Here is a 17863-nt window from a genome sequence, read left to right as displayed (position 1 = left end):
GCTCAGTCTCCTTCGGCTGCACCGGCTCCGGCACGGAGCTCGGCCAGGATCTGCTCGGCACGGTCTGCGCGTACCGCCTTGGCGGCGAGCATGTGCGCGACCACCGTGGGGATCTCCTCGGGGCTCGCGCCCGCGGTCACCGCCACGTTGCGCGCGTGCAGTGACATGTGTCCTCGCTGGATGCCCTCGGTGGCCAGGGCCCGCAGCGCGGCGAGGTTCTGCGCGAGCCCGACCGCGGCGACGATGCCGGCCAGCTCGCTCGCGGTCCGCACCCCAAGCAACCGCACCGCCGCGCGCGCCACCGGGTGCACCTTCGTGGCCCCGCCGACCAGGCCGACCGGCATGGGCAGTTCCAGGGAGCCGGACAGGTTGCCCTCGGCGTCGCGCTCGAAGTGGGACAGGGAGGTGTAGCGGCCGTCCGGGGCGACCGCGTGGGAGTGCGCGCCCGCCTCGACCGCGCGGGTGTCGTTGCCCGTCGCCAGCACCACGGCGGTGACGCCGTTCATGATGCCCTTGTTGTGGGTCGCCGCCCGGTACGGATCGGCCTCGGCCAGCGCCGCCGCGTGCACGATGTCCCGCACCACCTGCGAGCCCCCGAGTGCCTCGGCGTCGAAGACGGCGCGTGCCCTGGCCAGGCGCAGGTCCGCCTTGTTGGTCAGGATCCGCAGCAGGGTACGGCCCCCGGCGATCTCCCCCACCCTGGTCGCCACGGCCTCCGCCATCGTGTTCACCGCGTTGGCACCCATCGCGTCCCGCACGTCGACCACGAGGTGAAGCACGACGTAGACGTCCTCGCCCGACGGCACGAGCCGTACGGTGATGTCCCGTACGCCGCCGCCGAACTCCACCAGGCGCGGGTCCTGCGCGTTCGCCAGCTCGGCGAGCTCGCCGCGCGCCTCCAGCAGTCGCAGCCGCGCCGCGTGGGGATCGGCCGCGCCCAGCACCTGCACCTGCGCCTGCATGATCGGCGCCGAGCACGTCGTGGCGAAGCCACCGTGTACGCGGGCGATGCGCGCGGCGTTGCTCGCCGCGGCGACCACCGACGGCTCCTCCGTCGCCATCGGCACCAGGACGTCGGATCCGTTGACTCTGAAGTTCGTGGCCACGCCCACCGGCACCCCGAGGACCCCGACGACGTTCTCGATCATGTGGTCGGCCTGGTCCAGGGTGAGCCCGGCGGCCGGATCGAGTACGTCGAGCGCGCCGGGATCGAGCCCCGCGCTCTTCTCGGCGAGGGCCCGCCGCTCCCCGGGCGACAGGTCGCGCAACCCCGCCAGCCGGCTGTGAACACCCACGATGCCTCCCGCATACCGCCGAAACAGGCTGATAATCGAGCCGAAACGCAAACGGCTTGTGCGGAAGGTTAGGTCCGACCGGAACGCCGCGCCCATGGGTGAATCACACGGCGTTGAAGCCGTTGCCATGTGTGAATCGACGTAGATCACAGACCAGTCGCGAGGGCGTGCATACGTACGGCCACGGTGACGCGAAAGAACGGCTCCGGCTCGCGCCACGCGGGGCCGAGCAGCAGGGTGATCCTGTCCAGGCGCTGGTTGACCGTGTTGATGTGCACGTTCAGCGCTCGCGCCGCCCGCGCCGGGCTGCAGTGCGAGTCGACGTAGGTGCGCAACGTCTTCACCAGGTCGGTCGAATGATCGCGGTCCCAGCGCAGCACCGGCCCGAGCACCGCCTCGGTGAACGCGACGATCCCGTCGCGACCGGCGCCGAACAGGGCCAGGTACGGCTGGTAGGCCGCCGCGTTGACGGCCGTGTCCTGGATGCCCATGCCGTGCAGCAACTCGGCGCACTGGCGCAGCGGCTCGAACCGGGCGCCCAGCTCGCCCCAGGTGGCGACGGGTGTGTCGGCCACCACGAGCACCGGCGCCCCCGTCAGCGGGCGCACACACTCACGGACCTCGGTCGCCGCGCTGTCAGGGTCGGCCGCGTCCGTCAGCACGACCACACAGCCCGCGTGCTCACTGGCCAGCAGGCCGGGACGCCAGGTGCCGAGCGCCTGCACGGTCGCCCTGCGCCGGTCACGCGGCACCAGCACCGCGACGACCATGCGCAGCGACTCCAGACGGACCCCGCGGGCGCGGGCCCGCAACATCAGCTCCTCGCGGTGCGCGCCGTCGCCCAGCAGGATGTCGGAGATCAGTTCTCCCCGCACCCGCTCCTCGGCCTCGGCGACCGCCTCCCGCTTCAGCGCCAGCAGGGCCACGATCTGCGCCGCGCGCTCGATCGTGCGCCGCTCGACCGAGCCCAGCGCGAGATCGCCGTGGCCGACGAGGATCGCACCGAGCAGCGTCTCGGCCGCCACCACGGCGACCACGACAGACGCCCCGTCATCCGACGGGTCCAGGAACACGCACCGCCCCGTGGTGCGGCTGCGCTCGACCGCGGCGCGTACGTGCGCGGTCATGGGCGAGGACTCCCCTGAGGCATCGGTCCGCGCCGAGGCGAGCGGGGCCAGGTCGCGGTCGAAGATCTCCACCGACCGTCCCAGCGAGGCGGCCAGCGTCCGGGCCACCTCGTGCGCGGTGCCCCCGCGCAGCACCGCGTTGGTGAGGTCCTGATGCACCGCGCTGGCGCGTTCCCTGGCCGCCATGGTGCGCGCGAGATCCTCGTTGGCCACCCGGGCCGCCTCGGCCGACGCGCGGGCCTGCGCCAGCAGGTGCACCGTCTGCAACACCACGGCCGCGTGGTCGGCGAACGCCGACAGCAGCGCGATCTCCTCGGGCGTGAACGCGTGCTCGTCGCGGTTGGCCGCGAACAGCACCCCCAGCACGCGGTCGCCCGCCGCCAGCGGCACACCGAGCAGCGACACCAGTCCCTCGGCCCGCACGGCCTCGTCGATCTCCGCGTCATGCGGGGCGTCGAGATAGTGGTCATAGTTCGTCGTCCACTGCGGGCTGCGCGTGGACACGACCTTTCCGGCCAGGCCCTTTCCCGGAGGCACCCGAAGCCGGCGGAACTCGGGCGCGAACGTGCCCAGCGTCGAGCGCACCCGCAGCTCATCGGTCTCCTGGTCGAACTCCGACAGATACGTCACATCGGTGCCCACCAGGTCATGCGCCCGGGCCACCAGGCGGTCCAGCAGCGCGTCCAGATCGCGCAGCTCGGCCAGCTCACGCGCGCTGGACAGCAGCGCGGACAGTTCCTGATCGCGCCGGCGCCACCGCGCCAGCGCCGCCCGCACCCGCCGCGTCCGCCGCAGCACGCCGGTCAGCTCGGCGCCGCCGAGCGACTCGGCGAGTGGCGCGACGGCGCTCTGCTCGTCGGCCGTCTCATCGAGCAGCAGGTCCAGCAGTCCGAGCACCGAGTCCAGGGGCACCAGCGCCCGCTGCGCGGGCAATACCATGTTCCCCAGCATATGGGCCCCGTCTCACCTGCCGGTATGGACGTGGCCACGGTGTATCCGGCCTCCGGCGGCCCTTCCTCAAGCAGGTGGGCGTCCGGATCCACCGGCCCGAGCCGACTCCGTCGCCGATCCTTCCGGGTTGGCCCGGACAACAGGGCTGACGCGCGCTGATCAGAGTGATCGCAGACAGTCCCCCACTGATCGCAAGAGCCGATTCTCCAGGTACGGCCGGGGCGGTCCCACCGGATAGGCTCCGCGGTCATGGTCACGGTGCGGAGGCGGCCCGTTCAGGTCACTCACCGGTCACCCCAGCAACCCCCTGGCGATCAGCTGGGTCAGGGTTTCGATGTCCTCGTCGTCGTCGCCTCCCGGGCTCTCCGCGAGGCGGTGGTAACAGAAGGACTCCAGCATGCAGGATATTGCGAGCGCGGCCAGCCGGGCGCTCTCCTCGCTCCTGGCCGCCGGGGTGTCGGTCTCGCGGATGTGCCGCGTCCAGTTCTCCACATGGCGCTGGCGTAGTTCGTCGTGGATGTGGCGGAAGGTTCCGCTGGACATGGACGCCTGGAAGATACCGACGATCTCCGGCAGGTGTTCGCGGTAGGTGGCCCAGTACGCGCCGACGTGGCGGCGGATGTCGTCGGTCGTGGAGAGCGAGTGCTCGTGACCGAGGTGATCGACGACATGGGAGCGCAGCGCCGTTTGGAAGTCCCCGGCCAGCGAGGCGAGCAGGGTGTCCTTGTCCTCGAAATAGCGGTAGAACGAGCCCACCGCCTTCCCCGCCTCCGCGGTGATATCGGTGATCTTGATTTCGGCATAGCTCTTGCGGGTCAACAGCCGCCGCGCGGCGTCCTTGAGCTCTGCCTCGGTACGCTTGGACTTCACCAGATACCTCCCCATCACCGAGATTACTGCCCGTAGAACAGCCTTCCGGGCGCCTCGACGAGGATCCGGTGGCGATCTTCCGGGGTGGGCGCCCAATCGGCCAGCAGACTCAGCAACTCGCCGGTGTCGCGTTGGCCGTCGGGCAGGTGCGGCCAGTCCGAGCCCCACAGCAGCCGGTCGGGGTGGGCCTCGACCAGCGCGCGGGCCAGCGGCTCGACGGCCGACAGCGGCCCGTCTTTGGCCAGCCGGTACGGTCCCGACAGCTTGAGATGGCAGTGCCCGCCCGCGAGCAGCGGCAGCAGCCCGTCGAGGTCCATCCCGTACCCCATGTGGTCGATGACGAAGGGGTGCTCGAGCTCGGCGAGGAAGGGCAGGAGATTCCGCACGACCGCGCCCGGCGTGTAGAACTGCAGGTGCCAGCCGCGCGGCCAGGCGCGCTGGGCCATCGCGCGGATGTAGGCGATGAGCTCGTCGGTGCGCCACGACGCGCGGGCGAACAGGTCGAGCCTGATCGCCCGCACCCCCGCCTCGTGGAAGCGGTCGAGCTCCGCGTCGCTCACGGAGTCCTCGATCCGGACCACGCCGCGGCAGCGCGGACCCACTTTGCGCAGCACGTCGAGCAGCAGGCTGTTGTCGGTGCCGTAGAAGGTCGGCTGCACCAGCACCATCCGCTCGATGCCGAGCCAGTCGGTCAGGCGAAGGTACTGGTCGAGTGTGCCGTCGGGAAAGGTGTAGAGCGGGTCGGGAACATGTGCGTAGCCGGGCTCGAACACGTGGAAATGGGCGTCACAGCTCAGCGGTGGCATCGTGAAACCCGGCCGGGTGTTGCTCGTCGTGGCCCGCATGGGCGTGGTCCGAAGGGTCATGACGCATCCTTCGCGGCAGAGCTGATGGCTTGGAAGAGCAGGGCGGAGTCCATCCCGGTGATTCGGAGTGGGCAGACACCGGCGAGCCCGGCCGCGGGCATGCCGCCGACCGCCAGTAACCTCCCGTGCGTACGGCAGGCCGCGGCCGCGGTGGCGATCGCGTCGAGCACTCGTGGATCGTCGTAGGCGCCGGGCATGCCGAGCTCCGCGGTGAGATCGTTGACACCGATCGCGAGCATGTCCACGCCGTCCACCTGCGCGATGCGGTCGGCGTTGGCGATCCCCGCCGGGGTCTCGATGAGGATCTGCACCACGGCCGCGGCGTCGAGCGCCGGGTTCAGCTCCCTGGCGGGCACCGGACGCATACCGTACTGAGGCACCTGGGCGGTCTGCGAGCGTTGCCCGCGCGGCGGGAACCGGCAGGCGCGGGCGATCCGCCGTGCCTCGTCCGCCGTCTCGACCCGCGGGGCGACGATGCCGTGGGCGCCACCGTCCAGGAGCCGGCCGATCATGCCGTATTCGCGCTCCGGCACTCGCACCAGCGGCGTCATTCCCAGACTGTCGGCGGCCAAGCAGAGCTGCGCGGCCACATCGGTGGACATGGTGGAGTGTTCCAGGTCGACCAGAACGGCGTGATGGCCGGTCGCGTGTGCCATCCGCACGACCTCGGAGGTACGGCTGCCGCGGATGCCGAGCATGAGCGTCGGCAGCCCTTGCCGCAGCCGGTCCAGGAAGGCGCTCACGGGGCGCCGCCCAGGAAGAGCGCGCCCATCTCCGGGTCGTCGAGAATCGTCCGGGCGGAGTCCGCCATGAGCACGCGGCCGCTCTCCATGACGACGCCGTGGCCGGCGATCCCGAGCCCGAAGCGCACGTTCTGTTCCACGATGAGCACGGTGATGCCGCTGTCGCGCATGGCGTTCACGGCATCTCCCACCAGACCGAGCGAGCGCGGGTCGAGCCCCAGAGACGGCTCGTCGAGCAGCACCATCGCCGGTTCCAGCATGAGCGCCCTGGCGAACTCGACGGTTCGCCGCTGCCCGCCGGACAGGTTCCCCGCCGGCTCGCCGCTCCGCTCAGCGATGATCGGGAAGTGCTCGGCGAGCCGGGCGAAGCGCCCCTGCAGATACGTCTTCTCGCGGCGGCGCAGGTAGCCGCCGAGAAGTACGTTCTCCGCGACGGTCATCGCGGGGAACAGGCCGTTCTTCTGCGGCACCTGCACAATCCCCGCCTTGATCAGCTCGGCGGGGTGCCGTCCGGCGATGTCACGGCCGTCGAAGCGGATCGCACCGAGACGCGGTGCGAGCTGGCCGCTGATGGTCCGCAGCACGGTGGACTTGCCCGCGCCGTTGGGGCCGACGATGCAGGTCACCGAGCCGGGGAGGACCTCCAGGTCCAGCCCCTGCAGCACGTCGCCGCCGCCGTACCCGGCGAAGACACCGGTCATCGAGATCATTGGCTCGCTCCCGTCAGGTAGGCGTCCAGCACCAGCGGATCGCTCCGCACCTCCTGCGGCGTGCCGGAGGCGATGCGGCGGCCGCCTGCCAGGACGTGGACCGTGTCGCAGAGCCCGAGCACAAAGGGCATGTTGTGCTCGACGATCAGGAAGGTGGTCCCGGTCCGGTTGAGTTCGCGGATCAGGGCGCCCATCTGCTCGATCTGCGTCGGGTTGATACCGCCCGCCGGTTCGTCGAGCAGCACCAGGCGGGGCTGGAGCAGGAGAATCTGGATCAGTTCGACGAGCTTCTGCTGGCCGTAGGAGAGCTCGCCGGCGGGCAGGTCACGATAGTCGCCGAGCCCGACGAGATCGAGGAGCTCAGCGCCCCTGGCGGCCTGGACACCGGTGATCGCCGGAGCCGCCCAGGACCCGTTGGATCCGGCGACGACGTTCCGCAGCACCGACAACCGGGGGAACAGCCGGGTGATCTGGTGGGTACGGCCCAGCCCCGCCTGGCTGCGTGCCCACCGGCTCGCGGCATCGATCCGCCGGCCGTCGAGCAGGATCGTGCCGCTGTCCGGCTTCATCGCGCCGTCGATAAGGTTGAACAGCGTGGTCTTGCCGGATCCGTTCGGCCCGATCAACCCGGTGATCGAGCCGGGCTCGACGGTGAGGTCCAGGCCGTCGAGGACGGTGAGCCCGCCGAAGCGTTTGCGAATGCCGTGCACCTCCAATCGCCCCCCGTCGCCGACCGCGAGCCAGGACGGGACGGCGGCGAGGGCCAGGCGTTTGCCCACGGCGGCCGGTCGCTTTCTGGCCAGCGCCTGCTGTACCCCGGGAATGATGCCCTTGGGCAGGAAGAGCAGGATGGCCAGGAGCAGCCCACCGAAGACGACCAGCCGCCAGGCGCCCGCGGTCGGACCGGTGAACAGCTGGTTGGTCAGCTGGGAGAACGGCTCCAGCAGGAAGGCGCCCAGCACGGGGCCCCACAGCGTGCCCGAGCCACCGAGCAGGGCGGCGAGCACGATCATGATGCTGGTGACGATGCTGAACATGGCTCTGGAGTCGAGGAAGCCCAGGTAGTAGCCGTAGAAGCCGCCCGCCACGCCGATGGGCACGCTGCTGGCCACGAAGGCGGCGAGCTTGGTCGCCGAGGTGTTGACGCCGATGCCCGCGGCCTTCTCCTCGTCCTCGCGGATGGCCGTCAGCCCGAGGCCGAAGCGTGCGGAGGCGATCGCCTTCGACATCACCAGCGTCAGGATCAGCAGGCCGAGCAGGGCGTAGTAGAAGGGCCAGAGGGCGTAGTCCCTACTCCAGGTCGGCGTGGGAAGGATCATGCCGTCGTTTCCGTTCGTGACCCACGTCCAGTTCAGCGCCACGATGCCGAGCAGGTAGAGCATCGCGAACGTGATCATGATGAACGCGTTGCCTCGTGCCCGGAAGGTCACCAGGCCGAGGACGGCGGCGAGCGCCCCCGCCGCGAGGCCGCCCAGGGGGGCGGCCAGAAGCGGGGAGATCGACCACGCGTTGGCCGCGATGGCGGTCGTGTAGGCGCCGACGCCGAGGAAGGCGCTCTGCCCGAGGGAGATGTAGCCGGTGTAGCCACCCATGATGTTCCAGGAACTGGCCATGATCGCCAGGAGGAAGATCAGGATGAGCATGTTCAGGTAGTAGGCGTCGCCCCACAGCACGGGCAGCGCGAGAAGGGCGCCGCCGGCCGCGATGATCAGGATCCTCATGCGCTGACCACATCCTGTCGAACTCGAACGCCGAAGATCCCCTGCGGGCGCAGCAGGAGGGTCAGCACGATGACGGCGAAGGGCATGGCAGTGGCCCACGAGGGCGACCCGTAGGTGGCCGTCAGTGTCTCGGCCACGCCGAGGACCAGGGCGCCGATCAGCGCGCCGCCGAGGCTGCCCATGCCGCCGAGCACCACGATGGCGAGCCCCAGGCCGATCCACTGCTCCCCGGAGTCCGGGGTGAAGGGAGACAGGACCGCGAGGATCGAGCCCGCCGCGCCGGTCAGCGCGACGCCGAGGGCGAAGGCGGCGACGTTGACCCGCTCCACCCGGATGCCGACGAGTTCGGCGCCCTGCGGGTTGGCCGTGGCCGCGCGTACGGCTCTGCCCAGCCACGTGTGGTTGAGCACCACGTACAGCGCGGCCAGCAGGGCCAGCGCGCACGCGGAGCCGTACACCTGGGCCGTGGGGAAGACCAGGTCGCCGAGCCGGATGGACGTGCGGGCGTAGGAGGTGGCGACGGTGTGCGGTTCATGGCCCCAGATGAGGATGGTGATTCCCTCCAGGATCATGGCGAGCGCGAGCGTGGAGAGGATGATCGTGCCCTCACCGCCGCGCTCGGCCCGCTGGATGACGAGCTTGTGGATGAGCCAGCCCAGGCCGAACAGCACAGTGCCGGTGACGGGGATCGTCGCGAAGGGGTCGAGGCCCGTCGCCGTGCAGATGCTGTAGGTGAGGAATGCCCCGGCGATGAGGATCGCGCCGTGGGTCAGGTTGACGATGTGCATGACGCCGAAGATCAGCGTCAGGCCGCTGCTGGCCAGGGCGTATACGCCGCCGACGAGTAGGCCGAAGAGCAACGCCTGCATCAGGTCGCCCAGCTCGGCTTGGCGGCGATCACGGAGGTGACGGTCGCGGCCGAGGCCGGGGCGACGACCTCCAGCTTGCCGCGCTGCCACTGCATCAGCAGCAGGCTGCCGTCGGGAACGCCGCGCTCGTCCCACTTCAGCGGGCCGACGATGGTGTCGACCGTGTTGGCGTGCAGCCAGGCGGCGATCGCATCCTGGTCGAGCTTGCCGGCGGCTTGGACGCCGGCTTGAAGCACTTGCGCCGCGGTGTAGGAGTTGGCGGCGTCCTCGCTCGGTTCCTGCTTGAACTGCTTGCGGTAATCCGCGACGAACTCGGCGTTGCCCGGATACTTCGAGGCTGGATGCCAACTGCCGGCGGTGAAGACGGCCTCGGTGTTCGTGGCGCCGATGGCCTGCGGGTAGGTGTTGACGCTGGAGGGCGCCCTGGTCTGGTAGAGGATCGACGGGGTGAAGCCGATCCGCTGCAGGGCCTGGACCACGGCCACGCCGTCGACCTCCAGCGCGCCGTGCACCAGCAGGGCGGGGTTGGCCTGCCGGATCGCGTTGGCGATCGCGTCGAAGTTCTTGGTGTCCGGCGGGTACTTCTGCCCGTAGACGGTCTTGATGCCGAGCCCTTCAAAGGTCTTCTGGAGGTTCTGGACGGGCACGTCGGTGCTGGGGTCGTCCTGGTACAGGTAGGCCGCGGTGGCGGGCCGCTCCTTCAGTCCCTCCACGTAAGCGGCGAACGGCCGATGCGCGGTGTCGGTCGTGCCCGGCTGGCTGAAGAACAGCCTGGTGTGACCGCGCGAGAAGATCTCCGCCGCACCACCTGACGGCTCGATGTAGAGCATGCGGTTGCGGTCGGCGACGGTCGAAGCCGGCAGGTTCAGGAACGAGGAGAACGTGCCGATCAGCAGGTCCACCCGATCCTGGGTGATCAGCCGGTTGTAGTTGGAGACCACGGTGTTCTGGTCGAAGCCATCGTCCAGGATGACGAACTCCACCTTGCGGCCCAGAAGCCCGCCGCGCGCGTTGATCTGGCTCTGCCAGACCTGGTAGCCCTTGTAGCCGGGGTCGGCGACGTCCGCGGCCGGGCCGGTGAGCGGCAACGATGCGCCGATCTTGAGTGAGTTCGAGGAGGAGGAGCCTGACGCACCGCATGCGGTGGTCAGCGACAGCAGTGATGCGCCGATGAGGAACGAGCGCCGGTCAATGGTCATGGTTCGCTCTCAGAGGTCGGTCAGCCCAGGCACCACTACCTGGGTGGGATCGTTGCCCGCCGCCACCAGGGAGGCGGCGGCGAAGTCGGTGACGCAGCTGGACAGCAGCTGCCTCGGGTCCTCCAGCACGATGCGGAGCCTGGTCACAAGCGCACGCATGTCGTCGGCCGAGTGGATGGCGGGCATCTCGCTCACCTCGGCGACGCCGGGGTCGGTGACGTCGGGGAGCGTGAGGCGGCCAGGGGCGTAGCGCGGATAGCCGTCGAACATCACGTCGCCGAGTTCGACGGTGGCCCTGGTGCTGCACCAGAGGGTGCGCAGGTCCTCCTCCAGCGCGATCACCTGGGTGAGGTCGCCGTCGGCGGGGGAGGGGAAGGTGGGCGCGTGCGGGGCCACGTACACGCGATCCAACGGAAGGCGGCCGCGCGAGGCGGCGAGGATCATCGTGGCCACGCTGCTGGTGTTCCAGGTGACGCCCGCGGTCGGACGACCCTGCCTGCCCGCGATCACCACCATGGCCCGCTCCCAGGCCAGGTCCTGCTCGGTGAACCAGCGCGTGATGCGGAAGCTGATGTCGAGGCTGACCAGGAAGAACGTGGCCACCATCATTGAGTTGATGCCGTTGTCGAGGTAGTCGCGGCGGAGCGTCTCGGGAGTGAGATACTCCTCGTCGTCCAGCGCGGCCGTGAGGTAGCGGGCGGTCACCGCGCACGCGTGGTCGACCATGTCGGCGATCTCACGTTCCCTGCCCCGGTAGGCCTCGACCGCGATCCGGTCCCGCCACAGTTCGGTGCTGTTGGCGGCGCGGGTGGCCTTGACCTCGGTCAGCAGGCGCTCGGCGGCCTTCCGCCAGGACTCCTCGCCCAGGTCGCGGAGCCTGACCAGCGAAGCCACGGCGGGACCCAGGTGGGAGATCGCCGTCAGCTCCTTGAAGCCCCTGCTCGAGAGCCGGAACCCTTCGACCGTGGGTGGCCTGCCGTCTCCCGGGTAGAGCGCGAGGTCGGTGGCCGTCGCGGCGATCAGCGGGTTGTTGCGCGCGCGATCGGTGACCGCGCGACCCAGCCTCCTGCCGATGCTGTCCGGATCGGCTGTGTAGGTGGTGAACAGCCGGATGAACTCCTCGGTCACTGGTGCTCCTGCTCGATGAAGCGGTAGATGACGCTCTCGGTGGCGAACCGCACGTCGGCGCTGAGCCCGTTGGAGACCGCCACGAATGGCCCCCGGTCGTCGGTGAAGACGGCGACGTCCGTGCCGCCGCTGGTGGGGAACTCCTCGACGACACGCAGCCCACCGTCCTGCCAGTGGTAGAGCTGGGAACTCAACGCGGTCGTCGGCGCGGCGGGGGTGCCGTGAATGAAGTTGACCCGCAGCACGTACAGGCCGCCCCTGCCATGCAGGACCGCGAACTCGCGGGTGCCGAGCCCGTCCAGCACGGCGTGCTCCACGAACGACTCGCCATCCCAGCGCAGTAGCCGCGACGGGCTGAGGATGCAGCCGACGAGTAGATACTCCTCGCCGTCGGCGCTGAAGGAGGCGAAAGCCCGGCCGTGCTGCTCGGCCAGCTTCTGGTGTACGGCGAAGCGCGCTCCGTCCCAGCGGTACAGGACGGACGGAGCGAGGTGGTCGGCGTGGGCGAGGAAGTCGTGCCCCGCCACCCGGAAGGCGTGCCAGTTGTAGCCCTGCTCGGAGGCGATCTCCTGGAACGGTTCGAAGGCCCGGCCATTCCATCGGTAGATCCGCGACGGCCGGCTCCCAGGCAGCGGAAGCCCCTGTGCCAGGGCCAGGAAGTGCTGATCGGCCAGCGTGAAGTGCCGCCACTGCTTGGCCGCGAAGCCGGGCACGCTCTGGAAAGGGACGAAGCGCGCGCCGTCCCATTCGTACAGCTGGGAGTCCACGCCGAACTCATAGGGGCCTTGGCCGCGGCGGATGCTCGCGGTCGCCAGGAACGCCCGCCGGCCGATCCGGAAGAACTCCGCGTCCTCACCGCCCGGCACCCGAAGGCTCTGGAAGGGCTCGAAACCTTCGGTTGTACGGCGGAGCACCCGCAGCTCGGTGTCGCTGTCGCCACCGTTCATGCCGGGCGGTTGCCCGGGCACATCGACGGCCAGCTGCGGGATGGCCAGCAGTGAGAGGCCGTCAACCTGGAAGAGCTCCACCGCCCGGGCACCTGAGGTGCGGATGCGACACGACTCCACGAGATACATGTGATCCTCCTCACAGCGAATGTGAATTCGGATTCATCATGCAGGCATCGGCTGGGGTTGACAACCCATGCTCAAGGGGTGAATTTGAATTCATCTTCATCTTGAGAGGGGATCAGTGTGCACCTAGGCCTGAAAGCGCGTCTGGGACGCGTAGTCGCCTTGTCGGCGGCGGCATCGGCCTGCCTCGGCGTTCTCGTCGCTCCGGCGCAGGCAAGCGGAGCCGACGAGCGCGTGCGCTCCGTGAGGTCCGACGGCTACACCACCTACTCCGATGTGGCCTACGCATCCGGAGGCAACCAGCAGGTCCTGGACCTGTACGTACCAAAGGGCGCCCGGTGGGCGCCTGTGATCGTCTACATCCACGGCGGTGGCTGGTCCGCCGGAGACAAGAGCGAGCTGCAGCGGATCCCTGAGTGGACATCACTGCTCTCGCAGGGATTTGCTGTTGCCTCCGTCAACTACACCCTGAGCACGAGCGCCAAGTTCCCGCAGCAGATCCACGAGGTGAAGGCCGCGATCCGGTATCTGCGCGCCAACAGCTTCCGCTACGGCCTCAACGGCCGGATCGGCCTGTGGGGCGGATCTGCGGGTGGGCAGCTTGCCGCCCTGGCGGGCACGAGTTGTGGGGTTTCCGCGCTGGAAGGCAATGTGGGTGGACGCGGCCCCTCCAGCTGTGTTCAGGCGGTGGCGGATCTTTCGGGGCCCGCCGATTTGTCAGCGCTGGCTGACAACCCGCTCCTGGCGGGAGCGGTGGCCACCTACCTTGGCTGTCCGGACGGCGTGCAGTCGTGTTCTCCTGCTCTGCTGAGGCAGGCCAACCCCATCACCCATCTGGCTTCCGGGCGGCGGCCCCCGCCGTTCCTCATCGGGCACGGTGACGCCGATACCGTGATCCCCATCGGGCAAAGCCGGCTGCTGTTCTCCGCGCTCAGGGAGGCCTGCGGAAGCGTCCGTTTCTTCACCTTGCACGGGCAGGACCATTTCTTCCCCTTCACCGGCGGCCTGTCGGAGCCCTTCCCGGCCAGGACCGTGCAGACTTCGAAACGCTGTGGTGAGCCCGTGACCAGCACTGAGCCTCCACTGAGCTTCAGCACGCTGGCGTCGTTCTTCCGCGCTCATCTCGGCTGACGAGCTCATGCGGGCGGTCCGGGGTCCGGACCCGCAGGCGGTTGCGCCGGAGACGGACATGGCCCACGCCCCTGCGACCGGGGTCGCAGGGGCGTGGGGGGTGGAAGGCGGTGGACCCGGGGCTGAGATCTTCCACCGCTACCTGGATGGCTAGGTCAGCGAGGTCAGGGCGCTGTCAAGCGCCAGAACACGGTCGGGCCGGTACTCGACCTGCCGCTCCCGGCCCGGTCTCCACGTTACGAGGGGAAGCCCACACCCCTCAGACACCAACTTGGAGACAGTGCCGTCGGCGGCTCCGGACTACTTCGGAACGGGTGGGTCACAGACTTCGAGGAGCAAAGTGGTGAATCGGAAGCCTATTCCCATGCCGATAACGAGAATCTTCTCCCCCCCTTGGAGTTGTCCACCGCGGAGAAGGTGATCGATACCGAGGAGCGCGTCAGAGGGACCGACGTGGCCGGTTTCTCGTAAGAACTCCCACGTGGTACGGCTCTGCGCGATACCCAGGGGTTCCAGGATCAGAGCGGAGAGCTGCGCGAGGCCGACCCCGGTCACTGCGACCTTCGCCACCTCCGACAACTCGACTCCCGACTCCTCCAGCACCTGCTTCACTGTTTTTATGCCGGCATCTCGGATGATGGGGAGGTAGGGCCCGAGACTGGTCTTCTGGGCCAGCATGATATTCCCGTTGTCCAAATCTCCCCGGACCGCGACGAGCGATTCGAGCTCAGACGCGGAGGTGTGAGAACTGGATATCAGCCGGGCATACCCGCCCTCGCGTGACAGAACCGCCGCGGCGGAACCGTCCGAAAGGAAGACGCCCAGCGATTCCTGCCATCGCCCCAACCTACCCGCATGGTAGCGACCGGCCGCGGTGACCATCGCGGCGTTGGCGGAAGGGTCGGATCTCAGCAAGCTCGCCGCGACGACGAGGCCTGTCGCTCCCCCGTTGCTCGCCGCTCCCAGTTCGAATGCCAGCGCTTCGGGCACGCCGAGAACCCGTTGCACGTGACAGACAGGCGCGAAATGTTCCTGATCATCCAAACAGGCGTAGACGAGCGACGCGATGTCATCGGCGTTGCATCCCGAATTCTTCATCGCGTCAACTGCCGCCATCCCCGCCATCTCCGCTGCCGAGTGGTCCCGCGAAATGGTGAGGGACGCCCAGTCGGACAGCTTGAGGCTGGTCGGATTCGCGCTTATGGAGCTGCCGCTCAGCACGTCCTCGACGTTCACCCGGGGCGGCAGGAATCTCCCTGTGCCGGAGATGAAGATGCTATCCCAGAGCAATGTTCCCACCTGTTTCATTGGCTGTGCTCCGCGCCAGATCCATCAGCCAGTTACTCACGGTCAGGCCGATGAGCGCGGAGTGTTCTTCGAGTACGTCGGTCCCGGCGGGAACGGTCGCCACCTTCGGAGCTTCCGCGGACGCGATCGGGAACCGCGAGGAAGAGCGTGCGTGACCTGGCCGGACGAGGAGGATCGGGGTTTCGATCTTCGTGGGTTCCCAGCGGTGGAAGAGTTCGCTGTACCACGCGGTTGCGGTGAGTCGCTCGTCGGAAGGGACATCGGGCCCCTCCTTGCCTGCCATTCTCCGCAGAAGGAGGGAAAGTTCGTCGCGGTGTCCGTTCGCCGCGTTCCCAGGGGGATCGATCAGCACGACACCCGCGAGCGGCGAGTTCAGCTGTTCCAGTGCCAGTGCTGTCGCGCACACCGGAAGACACGTCAGCGAGTTGCCGACCAGTACGACCGGCTTCCCGTGAAGGGACTCCGGAAGTGCCCTGATCACGCTCTCGGCCATGACCGCCACGTTCGCGGGAAGATCTCCGCTGGAGAACCCAGGCAGGGTGACCGCGGAGACGTCGCGAATTCCTTCGAGTGCTCTCGCGAATTTGAGATATTCGGACTCACCCGATGAGAGGCACACCAGCGCCGGTTGCACGGGCCCCTGGGACAGCGAAGTTGAGGGCAGCGGTCGCGCCACAGCGGAGAGGTCGTCGAATGACGGACGCAGCTGCGACGCGGTCAGCAGTAGATCAGCCCCTTGCTCAGGCTTGTCGATTGATATCGCCTGCCTGAGAAGTGAGAGGATCGGGCCGGCGTCCTTGCCGCTGTCGTCTGGGCAGAGCTCCCGGTGAATGTAGGCGGCGAGGGCCTGCGAGGTCGGATAGTCGTAAATGAGGGTGGCTGGAAGCTCCAGGCCGATGACCCGCTTGAGGTGCTTACGAAGTTCGAGAGCGGTCAGCGAGTCCAGGCCGAGATCCTTGAAGGAGTGTTCGAGCGGTATTCCGTCGGAGTCACTGTGGCCGAGCACGGTTGCGACGGTGGTCTGGACGACGCTCAGGAGGTGGTGGCGCTGCCGTTCCGGGGGTAGTTCCGCCAGTTGCACCGCCAACGCGTCGCCGGATCCGGAGGAGACGACAGGGTTTTGGCGGATGCGCGCGACTTCCGGGATCTCATCGAACAGGGAGCACGGACGATAGGCGGTGTAGAGCGGGTAGAAGTTACCCCAATCGAAGCTGGCGATGACAGCGGTCGGCCGGTCCTCGGTCAGCACCTGCTCGAGCGCGACCAGAGCCCGCTGCGTCTGCATTCTTCTCAGGCCGTGATGAGGGAAGGTGTGGTCCCTGCCTTCCCAGATCCCCCACGCGATCGAGTGGGCCGGAAGACCTTGGGCACGACGCTGATGTGCGAGGTAATCCAGGAAGGCGTTCGCCGCCGCGTAACTCGCGAACCCCTTTCCTCCCAGGATGACGGCCGTGGACGAAAACAGGATGAACTCTGAGAGGTCAAGGGATTTCGTCAGCTCATGGAGGTTCAGCGCACCGTCGACCTTCGCCCGCAGAGCGTTCTCCAGTCGTTCTTCTGTGAGGTCGGACAGCATGGCGTCGTCGAACGTACCGGCCATGTGAATGACTGTCCGCAGCGGCTGGCTGGGGTGAATATCGGCGATCACCCCCGCCAGAGCGGAACGATCCGCGATGTCGCAGGCGACGATCCGGATCTCGGCGCCCAGAGCACGCACTTCATCGACCAACCGTGAGGCGCCCGGCGCTTCTGGCCCACTGCGGCTCAGCAGAAGCAGGTGTCTGGCGCCACTGTGCACGATCCGCTTGGCGAGAGATTTTCCTACTTCTCCGGTACCACCCGTGATGAGCACCGTGCCGTCGGAAGGCCACGCATAGGAGGAGGATCGGGGCACAGCACTACGACTGAGCCGGCGACGCAGCAGTCCTCTCGGCCGGACAGCGAATTGATCGTCGACACCGCCACCGAGTGCCTGGCAGATATATGTCCCGACCTCATCTCCGACGTGCTCTACCAGGTCGATCAGCCCTCCCCAGCCGTGCGGATTCTCCTGGCGTGCCACAAGGTGCAGGCCCCAGGAGAGGGCGTGGATCGGATCGTCCAACGGTTCGTCAGGATCGGTGACCACCGCGTTCCGAGTCAGGACCCACAGGGGAACGTCGATCCCCTCCAGGGCCTGGACGAGTTTGAGATTGCCGATCACACCTGCCGGCAGATGGGGGAACGCCGGATGAGAGCGCCGGTCCAGGGCGAGCCAGGAGACGACTCCCGCCAAGGCGGATGACCTACCTCCGCCAGATCGGTCGTTGGTGCCTGAATCCGCGCTCGACGGCGAGAGTGATCTGACCATGTCGTGAACGTGTCGAGTCAGGTCCTCCCGGGAGAGGGTGTCGGCGACCACGAGGGTGACGACCTTCGCCCCCTGCTCGGTCATTGCACTGGAAGTCGCCGATACTTGGCCCATATCGGCTTGTTCGGGCGTTGTGACGACCAGCCAGGTACCGGACAGTCGCGGCACTTCTCGATCCAGCCGCCGCCACGTGAGCTGGTAATGCCAATCCCCCGTGCCCGCACGATCCTTTCTCCCAAGACGCCAGTCCCCGAGGTCCTTGAGCAGGGGCCTCAGGGAGGCGATCCGCTCGTCATCGACGATGTTCAACAGAGAGGCCACCTCTCCCGGATCATCGTTCTCTACGGCGCGCCAGAATTCGAGATCGTACGATGGGACGTCGGTTGTTCTCTCCGTCGGGGTGAGCCAGTAACTCTGGTGCTGGAAGGGATACGTCGGCAACTCCGGCCGACCGGTCACCGGTGGAGCGGGATAAAGCGCGTCCCAGTCCGGGCTCAGCCCATGGGCGTGCAACGTCGCCAA

At 68.3% G+C, this 17863-nt stretch carries 14 protein-coding genes; 1 reads left to right on the top strand and 13 read right to left on the bottom strand.

Annotated elements, in window-relative coordinates; all coding sequences use genetic code 11:
* Window positions 1-2: 2 nt before the first annotated feature.
* From ABZU75_RS29495 to ABZU75_RS29445, 11 genes are all read right to left on the bottom strand, one after another.
* On the bottom strand, window positions 3-1295 hold the full coding sequence (locus ABZU75_RS29495) for a hydroxymethylglutaryl-CoA reductase, degradative (protein ID WP_355561009.1): 1293 nt from the start codon (window positions 1293-1295) through the stop codon (window positions 3-5).
* 146 nt (window positions 1296-1441) lie between these two features.
* Window positions 1442-3361: a GAF domain-containing protein gene (locus ABZU75_RS29490; RefSeq protein WP_355561006.1), complete on the bottom strand. Its 1920-nt coding sequence runs from the start codon at window positions 3359-3361 to the stop codon at window positions 1442-1444.
* Window positions 3362-3664: 303 nt separating this feature from the next.
* The gene (locus ABZU75_RS29485; protein ID WP_355561003.1) at window positions 3665-4243 is read right to left on the bottom strand and encodes a TetR/AcrR family transcriptional regulator; all 579 of its coding nucleotides are present in this window, start codon (window positions 4241-4243) and stop codon (window positions 3665-3667) included.
* A gap of 23 nt (window positions 4244-4266) precedes the next feature.
* Entirely contained in the window at window positions 4267-5109 is an 843-nt protein-coding gene (locus ABZU75_RS29480) for an amidohydrolase family protein (protein ID WP_355561000.1), read from the bottom strand.
* Entirely contained in the window at window positions 5106-5852 is a 747-nt protein-coding gene (locus tag ABZU75_RS29475; RefSeq protein WP_355560997.1) for an aldolase/citrate lyase family protein, read from the bottom strand. The genes ABZU75_RS29480 and ABZU75_RS29475 overlap by 4 nt, the downstream gene beginning before the upstream one ends.
* Window positions 5849-6562 carry an ABC transporter ATP-binding protein gene (locus tag ABZU75_RS29470; RefSeq protein ID WP_355560994.1) on the bottom strand — a complete coding sequence of 238 codons (714 nt, stop codon included), beginning with the start codon at window positions 6560-6562 and terminating at the stop codon, window positions 5849-5851. The genes ABZU75_RS29475 and ABZU75_RS29470 overlap by 4 nt, the downstream gene beginning before the upstream one ends.
* Window positions 6559-8283, bottom strand: coding sequence for a branched-chain amino acid ABC transporter ATP-binding protein/permease (locus ABZU75_RS29465; RefSeq protein ID WP_355560991.1), 1725 nt, complete (start codon window positions 8281-8283; stop codon window positions 6559-6561). Before ABZU75_RS29465 ends, ABZU75_RS29470 begins: the two co-directional genes overlap by 4 nt.
* On the bottom strand, window positions 8280-9152 hold the full coding sequence (locus ABZU75_RS29460) for a branched-chain amino acid ABC transporter permease (RefSeq protein ID WP_350928399.1): 873 nt from the start codon (window positions 9150-9152) through the stop codon (window positions 8280-8282). The genes ABZU75_RS29465 and ABZU75_RS29460 overlap by 4 nt, the downstream gene beginning before the upstream one ends.
* Window positions 9152-10351, bottom strand: coding sequence for an amino acid ABC transporter substrate-binding protein (locus ABZU75_RS29455; protein ID WP_355560987.1), 1200 nt, complete (start codon window positions 10349-10351; stop codon window positions 9152-9154). Before ABZU75_RS29455 ends, ABZU75_RS29460 begins: the two co-directional genes overlap by 1 nt.
* A 9-nt stretch (window positions 10352-10360) precedes the next feature.
* Window positions 10361-11479 carry a DUF5624 domain-containing protein gene (locus ABZU75_RS29450; RefSeq protein WP_355560984.1) on the bottom strand — a complete coding sequence of 373 codons (1119 nt, stop codon included), beginning with the start codon at window positions 11477-11479 and terminating at the stop codon, window positions 10361-10363.
* Window positions 11476-12555: a hypothetical protein gene (locus ABZU75_RS29445; RefSeq protein WP_355560981.1), complete on the bottom strand. Its 1080-nt coding sequence runs from the start codon at window positions 12553-12555 to the stop codon at window positions 11476-11478. The genes ABZU75_RS29450 and ABZU75_RS29445 overlap by 4 nt, the downstream gene beginning before the upstream one ends.
* Window positions 12556-12672: 117 nt before the next feature.
* On the opposite strand from ABZU75_RS29445, the gene ABZU75_RS29440 reads away from it, so the two are divergent.
* Window positions 12673-13683 carry an alpha/beta hydrolase gene (locus tag ABZU75_RS29440; protein ID WP_355560978.1) on the top strand — a complete coding sequence of 337 codons (1011 nt, stop codon included), beginning with the start codon at window positions 12673-12675 and terminating at the stop codon, window positions 13681-13683.
* 300 nt (window positions 13684-13983) lie between these two features.
* Here ABZU75_RS29440 and ABZU75_RS29435 read toward each other — a convergent pair whose 3' ends face one another.
* Window positions 13984-14991 carry a ketoacyl-ACP synthase III family protein gene (locus ABZU75_RS29435; RefSeq protein WP_355560975.1) on the bottom strand — a complete coding sequence of 336 codons (1008 nt, stop codon included), beginning with the start codon at window positions 14989-14991 and terminating at the stop codon, window positions 13984-13986.
* A complete protein-coding gene (locus ABZU75_RS29430; RefSeq protein WP_355561057.1) occupies window positions 14960-17800 on the bottom strand; it encodes an SDR family NAD(P)-dependent oxidoreductase in 2841 nt (946 codons plus the stop codon). Before ABZU75_RS29430 ends, ABZU75_RS29435 begins: the two co-directional genes overlap by 32 nt.
* Window positions 17801-17863: the final 63 nt, after the last annotated feature.

The organism is Streptosporangium sp. NPDC005286 (assembly GCF_040607515.1).
Lineage (GTDB): Bacteria > Actinomycetota > Actinomycetes > Streptosporangiales > Streptosporangiaceae > Streptosporangium.
This window is presented reverse-complemented; position numbering and strand designations above follow the sequence as displayed.

What these genes read in the sequence shown, in the direction of transcription:
- ABZU75_RS29490 (WP_355561006.1), bottom strand. Translation starts at nt 3,361, where the DNA reads ATGGTATTGCCCGCGCAGCGGGCGCTGGTGCCCCTGGACTCGGTGCTC.
- ABZU75_RS29480 (WP_355561000.1), bottom strand. Translation starts at nt 5,109, where the DNA reads ATGACCCTTCGGACCACGCCCATGCGGGCCACGACGAGCAACACCCGG.
- ABZU75_RS29470 (WP_355560994.1), bottom strand. Translation starts at nt 6,562, where the DNA reads ATGATCTCGATGACCGGTGTCTTCGCCGGGTACGGCGGCGGCGACGTG.
- ABZU75_RS29465 (WP_355560991.1), bottom strand. Translation starts at nt 8,283, where the DNA reads ATGAGGATCCTGATCATCGCGGCCGGCGGCGCCCTTCTCGCGCTGCCC.
- ABZU75_RS29460 (WP_350928399.1), bottom strand. Translation starts at nt 9,152, where the DNA reads ATGCAGGCGTTGCTCTTCGGCCTACTCGTCGGCGGCGTATACGCCCTG.
- ABZU75_RS29455 (WP_355560987.1), bottom strand. Translation starts at nt 10,351, where the DNA reads ATGACCATTGACCGGCGCTCGTTCCTCATCGGCGCATCACTGCTGTCG.
- ABZU75_RS29445 (WP_355560981.1), bottom strand. Translation starts at nt 12,555, where the DNA reads ATGTATCTCGTGGAGTCGTGTCGCATCCGCACCTCAGGTGCCCGGGCG.
- ABZU75_RS29435 (WP_355560975.1), bottom strand. Translation starts at nt 14,991, where the DNA reads ATGAAACAGGTGGGAACATTGCTCTGGGATAGCATCTTCATCTCCGGC.